Annotated in this window: 10 protein-coding genes; 8 read left to right on the top strand and 2 right to left on the bottom strand. The window is 64.8% G+C overall.

Annotated elements, in window-relative coordinates; all coding sequences use genetic code 11:
* Positions 1-26 precede the first annotated feature (26 nt).
* The 8 genes from K1T35_RS06645 to K1T35_RS06610 all read left to right on the top strand — a co-directional run bounded on the left by K1T35_RS06645 (position 27) and on the right by K1T35_RS06610 (position 8,822).
* Positions 27-1,031, top strand: coding sequence for an ABC transporter substrate-binding protein (locus tag K1T35_RS06645; RefSeq protein ID WP_220259286.1), 1,005 nt, complete (start codon positions 27-29; stop codon positions 1,029-1,031).
* Positions 1,028-2,083, top strand: coding sequence for an iron chelate uptake ABC transporter family permease subunit (locus K1T35_RS06640; protein ID WP_220259285.1), 1,056 nt, complete (start codon positions 1,028-1,030; stop codon positions 2,081-2,083). The genes K1T35_RS06645 and K1T35_RS06640 overlap by 4 nt, the downstream gene beginning before the upstream one ends.
* Before the next feature lie 98 nt (positions 2,084-2,181).
* Positions 2,182-3,165, top strand: coding sequence for an iron chelate uptake ABC transporter family permease subunit (locus K1T35_RS06635; protein ID WP_255621646.1), 984 nt, complete (start codon positions 2,182-2,184; stop codon positions 3,163-3,165).
* Positions 3,166-3,215: 50 nt separating this feature from the next.
* Complete coding sequence (locus tag K1T35_RS06630) at positions 3,216-4,055, top strand: ABC transporter ATP-binding protein (RefSeq protein ID WP_220259283.1); 840 nt, start codon at positions 3,216-3,218, stop codon at positions 4,053-4,055.
* 128 nt (positions 4,056-4,183) lie between these two features.
* Positions 4,184-4,930: a 4-hydroxy-tetrahydrodipicolinate reductase gene (gene dapB / locus K1T35_RS06625; RefSeq protein WP_220259282.1), complete on the top strand. Its 747-nt coding sequence runs from the start codon at positions 4,184-4,186 to the stop codon at positions 4,928-4,930.
* A gap of 180 nt (positions 4,931-5,110) precedes the next feature.
* On the top strand, positions 5,111-5,932 hold the full coding sequence (locus tag K1T35_RS06620; protein ID WP_220259281.1) for an alpha/beta fold hydrolase: 822 nt from the start codon (positions 5,111-5,113) through the stop codon (positions 5,930-5,932).
* A gap of 44 nt (positions 5,933-5,976) precedes the next feature.
* A complete protein-coding gene (locus K1T35_RS06615; RefSeq protein ID WP_220259280.1) occupies positions 5,977-7,599 on the top strand; it encodes a (2,3-dihydroxybenzoyl)adenylate synthase in 1,623 nt (540 codons plus the stop codon).
* Complete coding sequence (locus K1T35_RS06610; protein WP_220259279.1) at positions 7,596-8,822, top strand: NAD(P)/FAD-dependent oxidoreductase; 1,227 nt, start codon at positions 7,596-7,598, stop codon at positions 8,820-8,822. Before K1T35_RS06615 ends, K1T35_RS06610 begins: the two co-directional genes overlap by 4 nt.
* 86 nt (positions 8,823-8,908) lie before the next feature.
* Here K1T35_RS06610 and K1T35_RS06605 read toward each other — a convergent pair whose 3' ends face one another.
* On the bottom strand, positions 8,909-9,139 hold the full coding sequence (locus K1T35_RS06605) for a phosphopantetheine-binding protein (RefSeq protein ID WP_255621642.1): 231 nt from the start codon (positions 9,137-9,139) through the stop codon (positions 8,909-8,911).
* Between the two features lie 11 nt (positions 9,140-9,150).
* Positions 9,151-18,696, bottom strand: coding sequence for a non-ribosomal peptide synthetase (locus K1T35_RS06600; RefSeq protein ID WP_220259277.1), 9,546 nt, complete (start codon positions 18,694-18,696; stop codon positions 9,151-9,153).
* Between the last annotated feature and the right edge of the window lie 45 nt (positions 18,697-18,741).

Here is an 18,741-nt window from a genome sequence, read left to right as displayed (position 1 = left end):
CCGAAGAACAGAAGAAGAGCCCATCCATGACCATGACCTCCCTCCTGAGACGACGCGGCGCTGCCCTGGCCGGCGCAATCCTGAGCGCCGCCCTCGTCCTCACGGGCTGCGGCAGTTCCAGCGACGCCCCGGGCGACACCACCGGAGCGATGCGCAGCTTCGAGGCCGACAACGGCACGATCGAGATCCCCGCCGATCCGCAGCGGATCGTCGCGATCGGCCAGGCCCCGATCTATCTGAGCCTCGGCGTCGAGCCGGTCGGATTGGGACCAAAGGCTACGGAAAGTGAACTTGCATGGCTCCCTCCGGAGGCGGGGCAGGTCAACGACGCCGCAGTCGATGTCGGTGATGAGGTCGACTACGAGAAGGTCGCGAGCCTCAGGCCGGACCTCATTGTCATCTACGATCCCGCACACGTGTGGGAGGGAGGCAAGTACAACGAGGAGAGGTTCCAATCGATCGCCCCGACCATCTACATCGAGCTCAGCAATACAAATTGGAAGACCCAGACCGAGCGACTTGCCAATGCGGTCGGCGAGCTCGGCACCTTCGCGGACGGCAAGGCCCGATACGACACCCTCGTCACCGAGATCAACGGCGAGTACTCCGAGCTCCTCACATCCACAACCTTCATGGTGCTGAACCGCTGGGGGGGAAAGTTCACCCCGGAGGCCGGAGTGCTCAACATGGAGTACCCCGGCTCGTACTGCACGACCTATGCCGAGGATGCCGGGCTGGAGATCGTGCCCGAAGCTCCGGCCGACGGGGACATCAGCGTGGAACTGTCCGTTGAACAACTCAGCGACACTGTGGCGGATGCTGACGTGATCATCTACCCCCTCGGCGCCGATGGGGCAGTGACACCCGAATTTGCACCGGTCCTGGAGACCAACATCTGGCGGTCAATTCCGCAGAGCAACGACGGTCGAGCACTCGGAGTTCAGTGCGACCGAACGTCGACCTATTCGAGCAAGATCGTCAACCTGGAGTCGCTCAAGGAGGCGCTCGGAACGCTCCCCGCGGCCGGATGACGCTCACGAACGAGGCGAGGGCGACGACTCTCAGAAACGAGCCGGCCCCTTCGGACGCACACCGCCGCCGCCGTATTGCGGGGCTGGTCACTGCGCTCGTGGCGTTGATGATCCTGACGGTGCTCAGCATCATGGTCGGATCCAAGGCGATACCACTCACCGTGATCCGGGATGCGCTGTTCTACCCGTCGGCCGACCCCGATCAATACGCGGTTCGCGATCTGAGAGTGCCGCGAACGATCGTCGGGCTCGCCGTCGGCGCGGCGCTCGGCATTTCGGGCGCATTGATCCAGGCGCTCACCCGCAATCCCCTCGCCGAGCCGGGCATCCTCGGTGTCAACACGGGGGCGTCCTTCGCAGTGACGGTCGCCGTGGGTGTGCTCGGAATCCGAGACCTCCGCGGCTACATGTGGTTCGCTTTCGCGGGGGCGCTGATCGTCACGGTCATAGTGCTCGCGGTGGGGTCGACGAGACGCGGTCAGTCGCCGGTCGTGATGGTGCTGGCGGGGTTCTCGGTCAGTGCGGTGCTCGGAGGTGCCACGTCGGCTCTGACGCTGACGAACCCCGACGCCTTCGATCAGATGCGCGGCTGGCGTTCCGGCTCGATCGCGGAACGCCCACTGGACATCGTGTGGCCGGTGCTGCCGTTCCTGGCCGTCGCGCTCGCGCTGGCACTGATCGTGGCCGGGGCGCTCAATGCGATGGCACTGGGCGACGAGCTGGCCGCGTCGCAGGGGGTCCGGCTGGTGCGCACCCGGGCGCTCGCCGTGGCGGCGATCACGCTGCTGGCCGGTGGGGCGACCGCGATCGCCGGGCCGATCGGGTTCGTCGGACTGATGGTTCCCCACGTCGCGCGCTGGTTCGTCGGCCCACATCAACGCTGGATCCTTGCTTACAGCGTGCTGCTGGCCCCGAGCCTGTTACTGGCTTCCGACATTCTCGGACGAATCATCCTGCACCCGGGCGAGATTCCGGTCGGCATCGTCACTGCATTCGTGGGCGCGCCCGTGCTGATCGCTCTGGTTCGGCGCAGGAAAGCGAGCGGGCTATGATCGTCGTCTCGTCTCTCATCGCCCGCTCGACGAGCGAGAACCGAGTGGACTTCGGGCGTCGAACACTCGTGGTGAGACGACGCCGAGTTGGCGTGCGGATGGATCTGCGCAGTGTGGTTGTCTGCGTCGCGCTTGCCTTCGCAGAGGGCGCGATGGCGCTGCTGACCCTGGCGACGGGGTCGTATCAACTCAGCATCGCCCAGGTGGTCTCCGCACTGACCGGCGGGGAGACCGGCCTCGTGCACGACATCGTGGTGGAGTGGCGGCTCCCGCGAGTGGCTGCGACGGTGGTGTTCGGCGCAGCTCTGGGCGTCAGCGGAGCGATGTTCCAATCGTTGATGCGCAACCCGCTCGCCAGCCCGGACGTGATCGGGTTCTCGTCCGGCTCCTACACCGGCGCGCTGGTCGTGCTACTTGTCGTCGGCGGTTCCTACACGAGTGTCGCCGCTGGTGCTCTGACCGGTGGAATCGCGACTGCCGTGCTCGTGTACGTGTTCGCCTACCGACGTGGCGTCCAGGGGTTCCGGTTGATCATCGTGGGCATCGCCGTGTCAGCGATGCTGGCGTCGTTGAACACGTGGATGATCCTCAAGGCCGAACTGGAAGTGGCGATGGCCGCAGCCGTCTGGGGCGCCGGCTCGCTCAACGGGGTGAGCTGGGATCAGGTCGCGATCGGGGGCGCCCTCATCGCCGCGCTGTTGATGCTGGCAGGGATGCTGAGCCGGCCAATGCGGCAGATGGAGCTGGGTGACGACACCGCCGCTTCTCAGGGGGTGCGGATCGCGGTCGCCCGGCTGGGCCTGATCGTCGTGGGGGTGGCGTTGACGGCGACGGTCACCGCGGCGTCCGGGCCTATCGCGTTCATCGCTCTCGCGGCTCCGCAGATCGCCCGCAGGCTCGCCCGCACGGCCGGAATCACCCTCGCGCCCGCTGCTTTCGTGGGCGCCCTGATGCTGGGTGCGGCGGACTTCGGCGCGCAGCACGTCGCCCCGACTCCGCTGCCGGTCGGCGTGATCACAGTGATGATCGGCGGCGGCTACCTCGGCTGGCTGCTGTTCGCCGAAGCGAGGACACGCGTGTGAACTCATCCATCGGCCCTATCCGTTCCGTGACGTCGAAAGACCTCTCAACCATGACCGATCCCCTCGCGGCCGGCGCCTCTACCACAGGGCCACAAGGGCAGTCCCGCCTGCACGTCGATGCCGCGACGATCGGCTACGACAGGCGCGCCATCTCCAGGGATCTGTCGGTGTCGATCCCGGACCAGTCATTCACGGTGATCGTAGGACCGAACGCGTGTGGCAAGTCCACACTGCTGCGCGGGCTGTCCCGGCTGCTCAAGCCCTCCGCAGGGCAGGTCGTCCTCGACGGGGCGGACATCCGGTCCTACAAGACCAAAGAGGTGGCGCGGCGGATCGGGCTGCTGCCGCAGACCTCGATCGCACCGGACGGGATCACGGTCGCCGACCTCGTGGCCCGAGGCCGGTATCCCTACCAGAAGCTGGTCCGGCAGTGGACCGACGCCGACGAGCAGGCCGTGCTGGGGGCGATGGACGCCGCCGCCGTCACCGACCTTTCTGGACGGCTCGTGGACGAACTCTCGGGCGGTCAGCGGCAACGAGTGTGGGTGGCGATGGTGCTCGCCCAGCACACCGACATCCTGCTGCTGGACGAGCCCACGACCTTCCTCGACATCACGCATCAGATCGAGCTGCTCGAGCTGTTCACCGACCTCAACCACGTCGGCCACACCCTGGTCGCCGTTCTCCACGACCTCAACCACGCCGCGCGCTTCGGCACGCACCTGATCGCCATGAAGGACGGCGCGGTCGTCGCCGAGGGGTCCCCAGAGGAGATCGTGACCGCCGAACTCGTCGATGAGGTGTTCGGCCTGCGCTGCCTCGTCGTCCCCGACCCCGTGACCGGCACGCCGCACGTGGTGCCATTGGGCAGGGACCGACGTCAGGGGTAGTGGCCGCTCAACAAGTCAAGCATCTCCTGACAGGAGGGCACTTTCGGCAATCCCGACCCAGACGCGCCGCGCGACTTATGAAGCGCCGGGGCTAGCGTCAGTCGAGCTACTTAGGGTATGCTAACCTCATGACTCGAATCGCCGTGTTGGGGGCCCGCGGGCGTATGGGCGTGGCGTCGGTCCACGCAATCGAGGCCAGCTCGGATATGAGTGTGGCTGCCGAGATAGACCTTGGTGATGACCTGCAGGACATCGTCGACCAGAAATCTGAAGCTGTGCTCGTGTTCTCACCGCCGGACGTTGCACACGACCAGGTCCAGTGGTGCATCGAGCAGGGGATTCACGTCGTTGTGGGGACGTCCGGCTTCGACGAGGACGCCGTGGAGAAGATCCGCGCCGCCGTCGTCGAACATGGCGACGTCAACGTGTTCATCGTTCCGAACTTCTCGGTAGGTGCGGTGCTCCTGACCAGGTTCGCCACCCAGGCCGCACCGTTCTTCGAGTCCGTCGAGATCGTCGAGATGCACCATCCGGACAAGGTGGACGCCCCATCGGGTACGGCGCTGCACACGGCTGAACGGATCGCTCGCGCTCGCTCTGAGGCGGGTTGCGCTCCATCTCCGGATGCCACCCACCTCGACCCACATGGAACGCGCGGCGGGCGGATCGACGGAATCGGCGTCCACGCGATCCGAGTCCGCGGGTTCATGTCCTCGCAAGAGGTACTGCTCGGAGTCAACGGCGAAATTCTGGCGCTGCGGTACGATTCCAGAACGCGCGAGTCCCTCATGCCCGGAGTGCTGACCGCGCTACGTGCCGTCCCAAATCTCACCGGAGTGACAGTCGGTCTCGAAGCCGTGCTGAGCCTGGACTGAACACGAATCAACGACGGGTGCCGGCCCAGACGTTTCGCGCGACCTGACCCTTCGACGACCGAATCGGTATCGGCGCTGTCCGAAAGATTCACCCACCGCACGTTCGTTGACAGCCTCGCCAAGTCCGATGTGGTGCTCCCGTCGCTGCAGCAGCTGCCGCCTACGAACTGGGAGTGCGTGATGCCGACCCTTGCGGTCAACGGCCTGGACTTGACGTACGACGTGGTGGGCGACGGCGACCTCGTCGTACTCGTGATGGGCACCGGCGCCAACGGCCACGTGTGGACCTTGCATCAGGTCCCGGCGCTGGTCGACGCCGGCTACCGGGTGGCCACCTTCGATGCCCGCGGGATCAGCCCGACGCCTCGACGGGCAGACACCGCCTATCCCCGCATGACGATCAACGACCTCGTCGACGACGTCGCACAACTGATCGAGCACCTCGGTGGACCCGCGCACGTGGTCGGAACGTCACTGGGCGCACGCGTCGTACAAGAGTTGGCGCTGAGTCGCCCGGAGCTGGTGCGACGAGGAGTCGCCATGGCGGCGCACGGACGGCTCGATGAGGTGAACCGGCGTCTCACCGCCGGCGAGCGACAGCTGTTCGACACGTCCGTGGTGTTGCCGGCGGAGTACAAGGCCGCGATCGATGCGATCTTGAACCTCTCCCCCGCGACATTGCGCGATGCCGGCAAGGCACGCGACTGGCTCGACATACTGGCGTTCTCGGCGGGACCGATGGACTCCGGCGAGCGCGGTCAGCTCGAGGTGTCCGCCCAGCTCGAGAACCGGCTCGGGGCGTACACCGCGATCACGAATCCACTGCTCGTCATCGGATTCGCCGACGACCGGATGATCCCGACCTTCCTGTGCCGTGAGGTTGCCGAGGCCGTACCGGGCGCGCGGTACGTCGAGGTTCCCGATGCCGGCCACTTCGGCTACCTCGAGCGGCCGAAGACGGTCAACCAGCTGATCCTCGACTTCCTGGCCGCGCAGTCCTAGCGCGCCGACCGGGGAGAGACAGACACCCCCTCGAAGGGAGACCAATGAGCATCGAGCCGCTGCCCCTTGGCGGCGTCGTTCCGTTTCCGCCGGAGACGACAGCCACATACATCGCCGAGGGATACTGGCACGACCAGACACTTCCTGAGCTGCTGTTCGCCACCGCGGAGCGCTATCCCGACAAGCTTGCGGTCATCGACCGCGACGCCCAGTTGAGCTATGCACAGCTCACCGACGAAATCCTGCGCCTCGCTGCCGGCCTGCACGACCTGGGGCTGAGTCGTGGAGATCGGGTGGTGGTGCATCTGCCCAACACCTATGAGTACATTGCCTTCGTTTTCGCCCTGTGGGAACTCGGAGTGGTTCCCGTCGTCGCCCCCATCGCGCACCGTCGCGCTGAGATCGAGCATTTCATCGACATCGCCCAGGCGCGTGCTTACATCACGGTCGCCTCGGACAGCGGCACCGATCTCGCAGCGATGGCTGCCGACCTGAAGCACCGCTGGCCCCATCTGGAACACACCGTCATCCTCGATCGTCGCGGCGGTGGCGCCGAGTACGAAGCGTTGCTGTCGAAAGGATCGCTCGAGCACGTACGACGGTGCAGCCCTCAGGACGTCGCACTGTTGCAGATGTCAGGTGGCACGACGGGTGTTCCGAAGCTGATGCCGCATACTCATCATACGTACGGCTATGCGCTGCGGAGAAGCGTTGGGGAACGAGGCATCACCGACCGGACGGTGCATCTGCTGGTCATACCGATCTGCCACAGCATGTCGACGCGTTCGCCCGGCTTTCTCGGTGCGTTCAGCGTGGGCGCCACCATCGTGATCGCACCGAACGGCAGCCCCGATGCGGCGTTCCCGCTGATCGAGAAGCACCAGGTCAACCGCGTGTCGCTGGTGCCTCCGATCCTGCTGGCCTGGCTGAACTCCTCGCTACGCGACGCCTATGACCTCTCCAGCTTGGAGGTGATCATGTGCGGAGGGGCGAAACTGAGTGAAGAGGTGGCGAGGCGGGTCGAGCCGGAGTTCGGCGTACAGCTGTCCCAGAGCTTCGGGATGGGTGAGGGCCTGGTCGTCAGCAATCCTGCCGACGTCGATCGGACGACCAGCGTGCGGTACCAGGGCCGGCCGGCCTCCGAGGCCGACGAGATCCGGGTCGTCGATGACGAGGGGAACGACGTGCCACCCGGTGTACCCGGGCACTTGTTGACGCGAGGGCCGTCGGTCATTCGCGGCTACTATCGCAACCCCGAGCAGAACGCTCTGGCCTTCACCACCGATGGCTTCTACCGCACCGGTGACATCGTCGAGCGAGACGAGCGTGGATTCATCAGGGTGGTGGGCCGGTCGAAAGACCAGATCAACCGTGGCGGAGAGAAGATCGCGCCCGAGGAACTGGAGAACGCGCTTCTCGCCCATCGCGGCGTACACAATGCCTCCGTGATCGGTATCGACGATGAGGTCCTCGGCGAACGCGTCAAGGCGTACCTGATCCCCCGGTCGCCGGACAGCGCGGCCGATCTCACCTTGGGCAAGCTGCGTCGGTTCCTGCGGGAGAGGGGGCTCGCCACGTTCAAACTTCCCGATGTCGTGGAGGTCGTCGACGAATTCCCTTACACCGCGGTCGGGAAGGTCAGCAAGCGTCTGCAGCGCCAGCCGTGATTTCGCCGCAAAGCACAACACGCGTCATCATTGTCGGCGCAGGTCCCGTGGGAATGATTTGCGCATTGGCGCTCAACCGGCGAGGTATCCCGGTTGCAGTTTTCGAGTCAGAGCCGGCGCCGGTGAAGGATCAGCGCGCCGCGACCATCCATCCGAGCACGCTGGAGATGCTCGACGAGTTGGGCATCACCGAGAAGATCCGGGCGCACAGCCTGGTCTCGAGCACCTATCGCTTCCACGACCGACCGACCGGCAGCCTCGTGGCGGAGTTCGATCTCGGCCGACTCGAGAACGAGATCCGGTTCCCTTACGTACTGCAATATGAGCAGTACAAGCTGACCGCTTCCATCGCCGAGGAATACGCCAACGAATCCGACTTCGACGTGCGGTTCTCCCACACGCTGGTCGGCCTGACCGAAGCCGCGAACGGCATCGAGGCGGAGTACACCTCGCCCGCGGGCGCGGAACGCATGACGGCGGCCTATGTCATCGGCTGTGACGGTGGCCGATCGACGGTGCGCAAGCTCGCCGGCATCGAGTTCGAAGGATTCACGTATCCGGAGCGGTTCATCAAGATCGCGACCAGCTTCGACTTCACGACCGTCACGTCCAACCTGTCGCTGCGCAACTACTTCTCCGACCCCGACGAGTGGGCCAACCTCTTCAAGGTACGCGGGGAGACACCCGAAGGGCTCTGGCGGGTGATCCTGCCGATTGGCCACGACGAGGACGACGCCACCGCGTTGTCGCCGGCGCGCGTCGAGGAACGGCTGCAGAAGTTCTTCCCGAAGACGGGCCCCTACCACGTCGAGTACGTGAGCGTGTACCGAGTCAATCAGCGCGTGGCCGCGACGTTCCGCAAGGGCCGCATCCTGCTGGCCGGCGACAGCGCGCACGTCAACAACCCGATCGGTGGCATGGGCATGAACGGCGGTATCCATGACGCCATCAACCTTGCGGAGAAACTCGCTCAGGTGATCCACCGTGCGGCCGGCGACGATCTGCTCGACCTGTACAGCCGCCAGCGTCGGCACGCCGCGGTGAACTACGTACAGGCTCAGACGATCGCCAACAAGCGGCTCCTGGAGGAGCGTGACCCCGCGGTACGTCGACAGAACTTCGACACATTACGCCGCACGGCCGAGGATCTCGACAGCGCTCGTGCCTACATGCGCCGCGCGGCTCTGTTCGACAGCCTGCAAGACGCAGCCGCGATCACCTGAGGCCGCCCCAGGGCGTCGGCTCCTCAGGTGATCGCGCGCAGCAGCAATATAGAGCTGTCAATGCAGCGAATGCCCGAGTGAGTACATCACTCTTCCACTCCCTCACCCGTTACGCCGAACATCTTCGTCCAGCGCGAGAGCCGTGGATCCTCGGCCAACGTGATGAAGTCGATGTCCTTGGCGCCCGCACGTCGCCATCGCTCCAGCAGGTCCATCATTCGAACCGAGTCGAGTCCTTGGTCGCGAAGGTCCTCTTCGCGGTCCAGGTCGCCGACGTCGACGCGGAGGACATCCGCGACGTCCGCTTCGATCCGCATTGCGCTAAGGGTCATCGCACATCCTTGCTCGTCGTGACATTTTCCGTCAGAAGAAGCTCGAGCTGTGGGCCCCACTTCGGCACGCCCGAGTCACCCCGCATCAGCGAATAGTGGTTCTCGTCGTCGATCACGATGACGGACGAGTTGGGCAAATGACTGCGCCAGCGCTCCCGGCCGTGGAGATCGGCCTCCGATGCACGGCGTCGACCCACCGTGTTTGACGCGATCACCAACGCGCGGAGATCGAGATGCCCTCGGGTGGGTTCAGACATCATGACTTCGCACCGGCTTCCTGCCGCTGTGATCGCGGCAAGCTGCTTCTTATCCGACAATATCTCATTCGCGGTGTCTGCGCCAAGCACGTTGACCAATTCCTCACGTGCCGAGTCGGTGGACCGATCTCGTGTCACGAGGTCAGTCCCGCTGTGGTTGCTTGTCGGTGCGGTGTCCACGATGGTCAAGGTGGAGACTGCCTCACCTCGCGAAGTCAGTTCGCGGGCAACGGCGAACATGATGTGCCCGCCGAACGACCATCCCAGCAGGTCGTAAGGCCCGTTCTGCTGTAGGCGCTGGATCGCATCGGCGTATGTCGAGGCGAGGTCATCGATATCGGCGAACTCGACGTCGATCCCGGCGTGGGCCGGGTCGTCCAGTCCGACGAGGCCCAGACCGACCGGCACGTACTCCGACAACGTCGAGTACGGCGAGGAATATCCGTACTTCGCATGTGCACAGAACAGGTAGCGCCCGTTCTGGGACTGTTGGAGCACGGTCGCGATGGCGGTGATGTCGACGTCAACATCTGCCTCCGGCCGCAACCGTGTCTCGACGATCGAACTCAGTTCGTCGATCGTCGAGGCGGTGATGACATCCCTCATTGCGATGTCCACGGGGAACGCACTGTTCATCTGCGAGGCAAGCCGCATTGCTGCGAGCGAATGCCCGCCTAGCCGGAAGAAGTCGTCTCCGGCGCCCAAGACCAGGTCCTCATCGAGATCGAGCACGTCACGGAATATCGCGGCCAACGCCAACTCTGTGCCCGACTCGAGGGCCCGGCCGGTGCCGGCTCCGGACGCAACCACGTCAGCCACAGGCAACGCTCGACGATCCAGCTTCCCTGTCGGGGTGAGGGGGAAGGACTCCACGGGCATCAGCGATGCCGGGACCATGTAGTCAGGCAGGTAGGTGGCCAGATGGCTACGCAACGACTCACTGATGTCGCGGTCCGTGGTAACGCTGTAATAGGCAGCCAGCTGAAGCCCGGTGGGATGTTCGACCGCGAGCACTTCGGCACGCGCTACCCCGGGGAATGCTTGCACTACCGCCCGGATCTCGTCCGGTTCGATGCGGTAACCTCGAATCTTGATCTGCTCGTCGGCGCGACCGAGGTAATCGATCATCCCGTCGTCGTTCCACCGGGCGAGATCTCCTGTGCGATACATCCGTTCCGTTGCTTCCCACGGGCAGGCGACGAAGCGTTCGGCGGTCAGCGACGCCTGGACCCAGTACCCGCGTGCGGTTCCTTCGCCGGCGAGGTAGAGCTCCCCGGCGACACCGGGAAGGGTGGGTTGCAGGTTCTCGTCGAGGATGTATGCCCGGGTGTTGAAGATTGGCGTTCCGACACTCGATGTCGCGCTGTCTGCCAGATCGGCACCGAGGGCATTGATGGTGTACTCGGTAGGTCCGTAGAGGTTGTACGACTCCACGCCGGGTGCGTCGCGCAGCTGTTGCCACAGCCGGTCGGGAACGGCTTCGCCACCGAGAGAGACGAAGACGACACCGGCGGCATTGGATGACACCGACCGTCCGGCCGGCCGGTCCCGCTCCAGCAGCCCTTCTTCGACCAGCATCTGCCCGTAGGACGGTGTCACATCGAACCCGTCGATGCGCATCTCGTCATAGTGGGCCAGCAGCCGCTGCGGATCGCGTCGCATCTCCTCGTCGATGACGTGGACTTCGTGCCCGTCCAGCAGCCAGAACAGTTGCTCCCATGACGCGTCGAATGAGAAGGACGTCGTGTGTGCGATCCGCAGCCGTCTTCCGCGCTGGTGGTTCACCACCCGACCGAAGATCTTCTCCACGTGGTTGAAGTACATGTTCGTCAGTCCGCGGTAGCCGACGGCGACGCCCTTGGGCCGTCCGGTCGTTCCCGAGGTGAAGATGATGTACGCGAGGTTGTCCAGCGAGACGTCCCCGCCGCGTTCCGCTGCCGTGATCGGGTCTGTACCGATTCGCGCGAGGCGATCCAACGTCGCCGCGGAGTCAAGGTTGACCATCCGCCCGGCGGTGGCCGCGATCCGGTCCGCGTCGCGGTGGGTGACCAGAGTGACGGTGGGTTCGGCGACACCGAGCATGTAGCCGATCCGTTCGTCGGGCAGCTCACTGTCCACGGGGACGTAGGCGGCTCCGACCGAGAACACCGCGAACATCGCGATGACCATGCGCTCATCACGCGGCAGCAGAAGCGCAACCCGATGCTCCGGACGTACCCCCGCCTCGAGCAGAAGCCGGGCGTAGCAATTCACCTTGGCGAAGAACTCCGCAAATGTGAACAGACGTTCCCCGGCGACAAGCGCCGTGCTCGAGCCAGACAGCCGCACCTGGCGATGCAGCAACTCGGCGACCGTGACCGGCTCGATGTCGCGGATGAGATCAGCGGCTGTACCCGTGTGCGGAGCGGTCTCGTCCGGCAACAGCGCGGACAACTCGCCAACGGGCTCGTCAAGCCGGCGAGCGAGAGAAACGAGTACCTGTGCGTAGCGTTCGAGCATCCGCTCGGCGGTGCCTGCGTCAAACGTGTCTCGACGGTAGGACAGGCGCACGTGCAGGGCGGCCTCACCATCGTGTTCCCACGGGTTCACGGCGAACGTCACCGGGTAGTGGGTCGCGTCGTCAACCTCTCCGCCAACGACCTGCAGCCCGGCCGTGCCCTGCACTGCCGGCCTACCGTACGGGATGTTCTGCACCACGAACAACGTGTCGAACAGGTTGGCAAATCCCGAGTTGGACTGGATCTGCGTCAGCGAGGCTTGCGGATGGTCGATGACGAGCAGCTGCTCGGACTGGACCCGGGCAAGCAGCTGCCGACTCGTTTCGAACGGCGTCAGACTCACCCGCATCGGGACTGTATTGAACAGCAGACCGATGATTCGGTCAGCGTCCGGCAAAGACGGAGGCCGACCAGAAACAGTGTTGCCGAATACAACGTCATCGCTGCCGGCGAGCCGGCCGAGGGTGATCCCCCAGGCGCTCTGCAGCAATGTTCCCACCGTGACATTGGCATCTCGCGCGGCATCGAATATCGCTGCGGCCGCTGCGGGATCGAGATCGAGGTGAAGATCTCCCGTCTCGCCCTGCCCGTCACCGAGGTCGACGAAGTCAGGGCACAGCAACGTTGGGCCGGTCAGTTCCGCAAGATAGTCGTCCCAAGCACGGTAGGCAGCATCCGGATCCTGGTCGTCCACCCACTCCAGGTAGGAGTGGAACGACGACGGTCGCACCCGCTCGACATATCCAGGATCAGCGTAGATGCTGAGGATCTCCGCAAGGAGTGCGTTGATGGACCATCCATCCAGCAGGATGTGCTCGAAACTCATGACCAGCGTCCACGCCTCGTGATCGTGCTCGAGCAGGGTGAACCGGATCAGCGGCGGCTCCTCGAAGTCGAACGGCTCACGCCGCTCGGCCGTCAGGAACTGCTCCACATCAACCCCTCGGGCGGACCACTCATCCAGTCGGATCACCCGTACCGGAACGTCGACGCCGGATGAGATCACCTGCGCGTCTCCGGATGGGATGAACGCTGCCTTGAGGTTCGGGTACCTGTCCATCGCTATGGCGATGGCCGCCGTCATCCGCTCGGGATCGAGGTCTCCCGCAATCAGCCGAGTGACCTGAGAGACATATGTGTTGTGGTCGTCGGACTCCCGGGACCGCAACAGGTGATAGAACAATCCGCGCTGCAGCGGCGCGAGCGGAAGGATCTGCGCGTCGTACCCGTAGCGGGCGCGGATCGATTCTTCTTCCATGGGCGACAGCGCGACGCGGTCGGCGCGACGCAGAGTGAGTACGTCCCGACGCTCGTGGCCGTCGACGGGGATTCCGGCTCGGCCGATCTCATCGGCGACGGCGGCGGCCAACGCATACGTGTCCACATCAACCCCGTGCGCCGACTCCACCCAGACGCGGACGGCATAGTCATCGGGTCCGCTCCCCGCCACGAGGACATGGATACCGAGGCCCTCTTCCGGTGCGCCGACACCCCCAACCGCATCGGTGATCAAAGCCGCTTCGCTACGGAACACGCCTACCCGTATCCGCGGAATCGGCAGATCGTCGAAGAAGCGGTTGAGGCGAGTGTGTCCGGCGATCGAGGTGTATTCGGCCGCTCGCTCCGGGCTCAGTCCAACGACACCAGTCGATCTGTGGGACCCGGCGTCGCCATGATCGAGCAACACGGGGAATCGACGCGTCCACAGCGGACCGTCGGACTCGCGGAGTTCCACGAGCAGATCGCCCTCGACCGTCCCGACCAACGCCTTGGCCACGGCCGTCAGCACTATGGACCGCAGGGAAGCGTTGTCGGTGGTGGAGGCCGCTCGGCCGGCCGAGGCGCTCCACGCTTCCGACGCCGCCCTGTCGCCGCGCCTCGGAAGCACGGTGGCGTCCGAGTCGGCGAGCTGATCCACCCAATCTTCCCAGAACTGATCACCGAGAATTGCCGTCAGTTCGTCGTCGTTGTGATCAGCGATGACGGGTGGAGGTGCGACCATCACCATCGGGATGTGCGCGCGGTACGCGGTGACCAGCTCGCCGAGCGTCGCCCTCACCGCATCCAGCAGCTCGGGGTTGCTGGTCTCGGCAACCAGCTCACCGCCGCCGTCACCGCGGACCTCCAACCGCATGGAGCTCGATTCCCCCAGCACGACGCGTCCAGCGTGCTCGGTCGCTGCGCGCCAGAGCGACGACTCACGCGGGTCGAAGTCTGTGAGCGGCAGGCGGAAGGCGCGGGCACCGTCGACGTCGTGCGGGACGCCGGTTCGATTCTCGACTCCAGCATGAACGATCTGGGAGAGAAGCTTGACCGGCAGCTCTGGGTATCGAGTACCAAGCGTGAGGAAGCGCCTCACGCCCTGCAGCAGCCGCATCGTCGACTCGGCTGAGAACAGCTCCCGCGCCGAGTTCAAACTGATCTTCACGGTTCCGTTCTCGAGTCGCTGGATGCCCGATATCAAATCGAACATCGCCGGCCGCGGTCTCGTCTTGCCATCCGCACCGACCGGAATGTACGGAACGAGGGGGGCACCCTCGGCGAGGTTCGCTCCGGGAGGGTCCACATAGGCCGCCATCACCTGGAAGAGCGGACTGATTCCCGCTTCCCGGCGTGGGTTGACGGCCTCGACGACGCTCTCGAACGGAACGAGCTTGTGTTCGCTGGCTTCGAGCACCCGATCACGTGATCGCAGCAACATATGCGAGAATCCGGCGTCCATGTCGATATCGGCGCGCACGACGACCGTGTTCACGAAGTAGCCGATGAGGTCGTTCAACTCCGGCTGGTCACGCAGGCTGATCGGGGTGCCGATAGGCACGACCGGGCCGGCCCCTTCATCCCACAGCGCCAACGACAAGGCCGTGACCAACGCCTGGAGCGGCGTTGCCTTGTGTTCGAGCAGAAGACTGTCAACGATAGCCGTCTCCTCGCGCGTGAGCTCGAGGGCGGTAGGCAAGGAGGTTCGTTCTTCAGATTCGGCGCGAGGGTGATCAAGCGGCAGAGGGGTCTCCACCGGAAGGCCCGCTAGCATCGTCTTCCAGTACTGCAGGTCCGCGCTGTAGACGGACTCCGCATCGCTCTTGTCACCCAGAACCTGATGTTGCCAGATCGCGAAATCGGCGTACTGGACAGTAAGTGGCCTCCGCCTGATGGTTCGGCCGGCGAGCGCTTCGATATAGAACTCGTTCAACTCGTCGGCGAGGATGGCGAAGGAGCGCTCATCGGTCACTATATGGTGGCCGCGAACGATGAGCACATCACCCCCGGCATGACGCAGAAGGTGGAAATCCAGCGGAAACTCTGAGATGTAGTTCGTCGACTCTGCGAGGATCTCTACAATTCTCTTGTTGAGCCGATCGGGTTCCAGCAACTCAACGGGCACCGGATTCGTGTGGCGATCCGGCGGTTCGTGAACGACCTGGTGAAGCGACGAGGAGCCCTCGTCGAGCACGAAGCGTGTCCGAAGGATCTCGTGACGTGCAACAACGTGGCCTACGGCCGTCGCCAGGGCATGCGGATCCAGGCATTCGTGCGACTCCATCACGAGCGCTGTTCGATAGATCGCTCTGCCCGCGATCTGTTCCGTCAGCCATAGTGCTTGTTGTCCGTACGAGACCGGTAGCACGGCCGGGCGTGGTAGGTCACCGACCCGGACCGTCGAGATTTCAGCGGTATCAGCGGACTCGTCGACGACCCGCGCCAGCGCCTCGATGCTCGGATGATCGAATACCGCCCGCAAACTCAGCTGAGACCCGAGTCGTGCGTTCGCCCGCGCGAGTACTCTCGTCGCCAACAACGAGTGCCCGCCAAGACGGAAGAAATCATCCTCCACACCCAGCTCGACATCGTCACCGATCCGTAGCACCTCACGGAAGATCCCCGCAAGCGCGACCTCGGTGACAGTGTCCGGTGCGCGCCCCCCAGCAGCACCCAAGACCAGGTCCGGGGCGGGCAACGCGCGACGATCCAGTTTCCCGTTGGCCGTGAGTGGGAACGCGTCCAGGCGCACGAACACAGCCGGGACCATGTACTCGGGCACCCGCCTCGCAACATGCTCACGCAGACTGTCGAACAACGCCGCATCATCAGCGGGCGCGGTCACATACGCCGCAAGGAACTTCCCGCCGGCCGGGTGATCCGATGCGATGACCGCCGCACCCGACACCACCGGATGCAACTCCAGCACAGCACGCACCTCATCAAGTTCGATCCGGAACCCACGAATCTTCACCTGATCATCCGAGCGGCCCAGGTATTCGAGCTGTCCGCGGGAGTTCCACCGCACCACATCACCCGTGCGGTACAGACGCGCACCATCAGAACTGAACGGATCAGCCACGAACCGGCCCGCAGTCAAACCCGCACGACCCGCATAGCCATCCGCCAGCTGCAACCCACCCACATACAACTCACCGGCAACACCCACCGGCACCGGCCGCAACCACGAATCAAGAACACGCACCGACGTGTTCGACACCGGCCCACCAATATGCGGGTGATCCGTCTCAGCGATGACGGCTGCCGTGCCATCGCCGGTGACCTCGGTCGAACCATAGAAGTTCACCAGCACCGCTTGCGGCGCTACATCCCGCGACGCGTTCACCGTGCCCGAACCGAGCGCCTCACCGGACGAAACCCAGTACCGCAGCGACGCCAACGACCGCACCGCACCATCCTGGCGCGCCAAGACGTCGGCGAAACTCGGCACGCTCAGCAAATGCGTAACACCATGCTGCTGAACCGTCTCGAGCAGACCAGCCGCATCCCGGGCAACCTCATCACTGACGAGCACAACCCTCGCACCCGCGGTGAGTGGCCCGAACAGCTCGGTCACGGCATCAACGAAGCCCACGCCACTCTTCGACAACGCCACACTGCCCGCGCCGTACCCCAGCATCCGCTCGCCCCATGCGAGACGGCTGACCAGCGCACGATGCGGAACGGTGACACCCTTCGGACGGCCCGTCGTTCCCGACGTGAATATCACCACAGCAGCGTCGAGCTCGTTCAACGGCCGCGCCAGAACCGGCGCAGCTTCCTCGCCAGTGGCCAAGCATTGCTGCACGTCGTGGTTGTCGAGTCGTAGTACTCGCACGGGGTGCTCGCCCAACACGCGACCGAACACATCAGCGGTGTGTTGGTCGGCAATCACCACACGCGGTGCGGCGTCCTCAACAATGTGCCCGACACGTTCGGCGGGATAACCCGGATCAATCGGCACATACGCCGCTCCGGCGCGGATCACTCCGGCGAGCGCGACCACCAGATCCACCGACCGCGGCAACGCGACCGCGACCCGGTCCCCCACACCCACGCCTTGACCGATCAGCAACTGCGCGAGCGCGTTGACCCGCGCATCCAGCTCCCGATACGTCAGCTCGATGCCGTCCGCGGCGATCAGCGCGACCGCGTCCGGATCGGCCGCGACCCGCGCACGCATCAACCCGTCCAGCGTCGCCGGCGCAACATCACGTACCTCGCCCCAGGACCACCGCGACGCCGGACCATCAGGATCCAGCGTCAGCCCGGCGAGCAACTCGTACAGCGTTCGAGTAGGAGGCCCGCTGATCGCGGCGTTGAGAAGGCGGCTGAACCTCTCGGCGTGCACGAGCGAATCACCGGCGCCCGAATCCGCCGACAACTCCATCCGGAGGCCGGAGTCCGGATCCCGGTACACCGCGAGGTCGAGTGATCCGACCGGGCCTGGGCTGATCGTCTCTCCGACCGCGACCACGTCACCCATGCGTCGCATCGGTTCGAAGACCCTGATGTTGATCGTGGGCAGTTGGAGGTATGAGGTTTGGCTGCCCGGCCACATGCGGGCGATCTGGTGATCTTCGACAAAGGTGTGGTGGCGGGAGGTCTTCAGCTGGTCCGCGACGATCTCGAGGATGTCCGTGAGGGTGTGGTAGGGGTTGATCGTGGCGACGACCGGGGTGGCCCTCGAGATCGCACTCGGCGTCCTCAGGGATTCACGGCTGTCGCGCAGCATCATGGGCACCCGGACGGCGATGTAGTCGTGGCCCTCCACGAAGCCGGTGTAGACACCCCACACCGCGATCAGGAAATCAGCCCAGGAGACCCCTGCCTGCCGTGCGAGCTCTTGGATCTGCGCGTAGGTCTCACCGCGAACCGGAACGCTATTCGGCCGGTACGAGAACTCGAAAACCTCGGAAAGATCGCCTACGGAGTCGTCTCGTTCAACGGACTCGATGCCGAGCACGCCTCGCCAATATCCCAGACTCGTATCGAGCTCAGGCCCCAGATTCGCGGCATCCACGACGTCTTTCAAACTGCCGAACCACCGGGCCGGCACCGCACCGTCCACCTGCGCCGCCGAGTAGACCTCGGCGACCCGACGGATGAACAGCGAGATGCTGTAACCATCGATCAGCAGGACATTGGACGTGAGCAGCCACGCCCACGTCCCGGACTTGCGACGGACCAGCGTCGAACACGTCGACGGCGCTGGGGAGTGCAGCGGCATCTCCACGAGTTGCTGCCGTGCCATCGCCCGCACCTGGTCGTCGTCGTGGCCGGCATCCACGACCTCCGTGTCGAGAATCTTCGACGTGTCGACCCACTGAAAAGGGACACCATCATCGTCTTCGAAACACACACGCAACGCGTCCGTCTCCGCGAAGACCGTGCCGACAGCAGCCGCGAACCCAGCCACGTCGATCGGGCCATCCAGCCAGATCAACTGACCAGCACCGAACACGGACGACCCCGGAGCCAAACCCAAGGCCGCCCAATTACCACGCTGGCTCGCAGTCAACTCCACACGATCAACACTCGTCACGGAGATACAACCCCAAACTCTCGACTC

The organism is Pseudonocardia sp. DSM 110487 (genome assembly GCF_019468565.1).
In the GTDB taxonomy this organism is placed as follows: domain Bacteria; phylum Actinomycetota; class Actinomycetes; order Mycobacteriales; family Pseudonocardiaceae; genus Pseudonocardia.
This window is presented reverse-complemented; position numbering and strand designations above follow the sequence as displayed.

Excerpts from the sequence above, each read along its gene's own strand:
- K1T35_RS06645 (WP_220259286.1), top strand. The coding sequence starts at position 27 with ATGACCATGACCTCCCTCCTGAGACGACGCGGCGCTGCCCTGGCCGGC.
- K1T35_RS06640 (WP_220259285.1), top strand. The coding sequence starts at position 1,028 with ATGACGCTCACGAACGAGGCGAGGGCGACGACTCTCAGAAACGAGCCG.
- K1T35_RS06635 (WP_255621646.1), top strand. The coding sequence starts at position 2,182 with ATGGATCTGCGCAGTGTGGTTGTCTGCGTCGCGCTTGCCTTCGCAGAG.
- K1T35_RS06630 (WP_220259283.1), top strand. The coding sequence starts at position 3,216 with ATGACCGATCCCCTCGCGGCCGGCGCCTCTACCACAGGGCCACAAGGG.
- dapB (WP_220259282.1), top strand. The coding sequence starts at position 4,184 with ATGACTCGAATCGCCGTGTTGGGGGCCCGCGGGCGTATGGGCGTGGCG.
- K1T35_RS06620 (WP_220259281.1), top strand. The coding sequence starts at position 5,111 with ATGCCGACCCTTGCGGTCAACGGCCTGGACTTGACGTACGACGTGGTG.
- K1T35_RS06615 (WP_220259280.1), top strand. The coding sequence starts at position 5,977 with ATGAGCATCGAGCCGCTGCCCCTTGGCGGCGTCGTTCCGTTTCCGCCG.
- K1T35_RS06605 (WP_255621642.1), bottom strand. The coding sequence starts at position 9,139 with ATGCGGATCGAAGCGGACGTCGCGGATGTCCTCCGCGTCGACGTCGGC.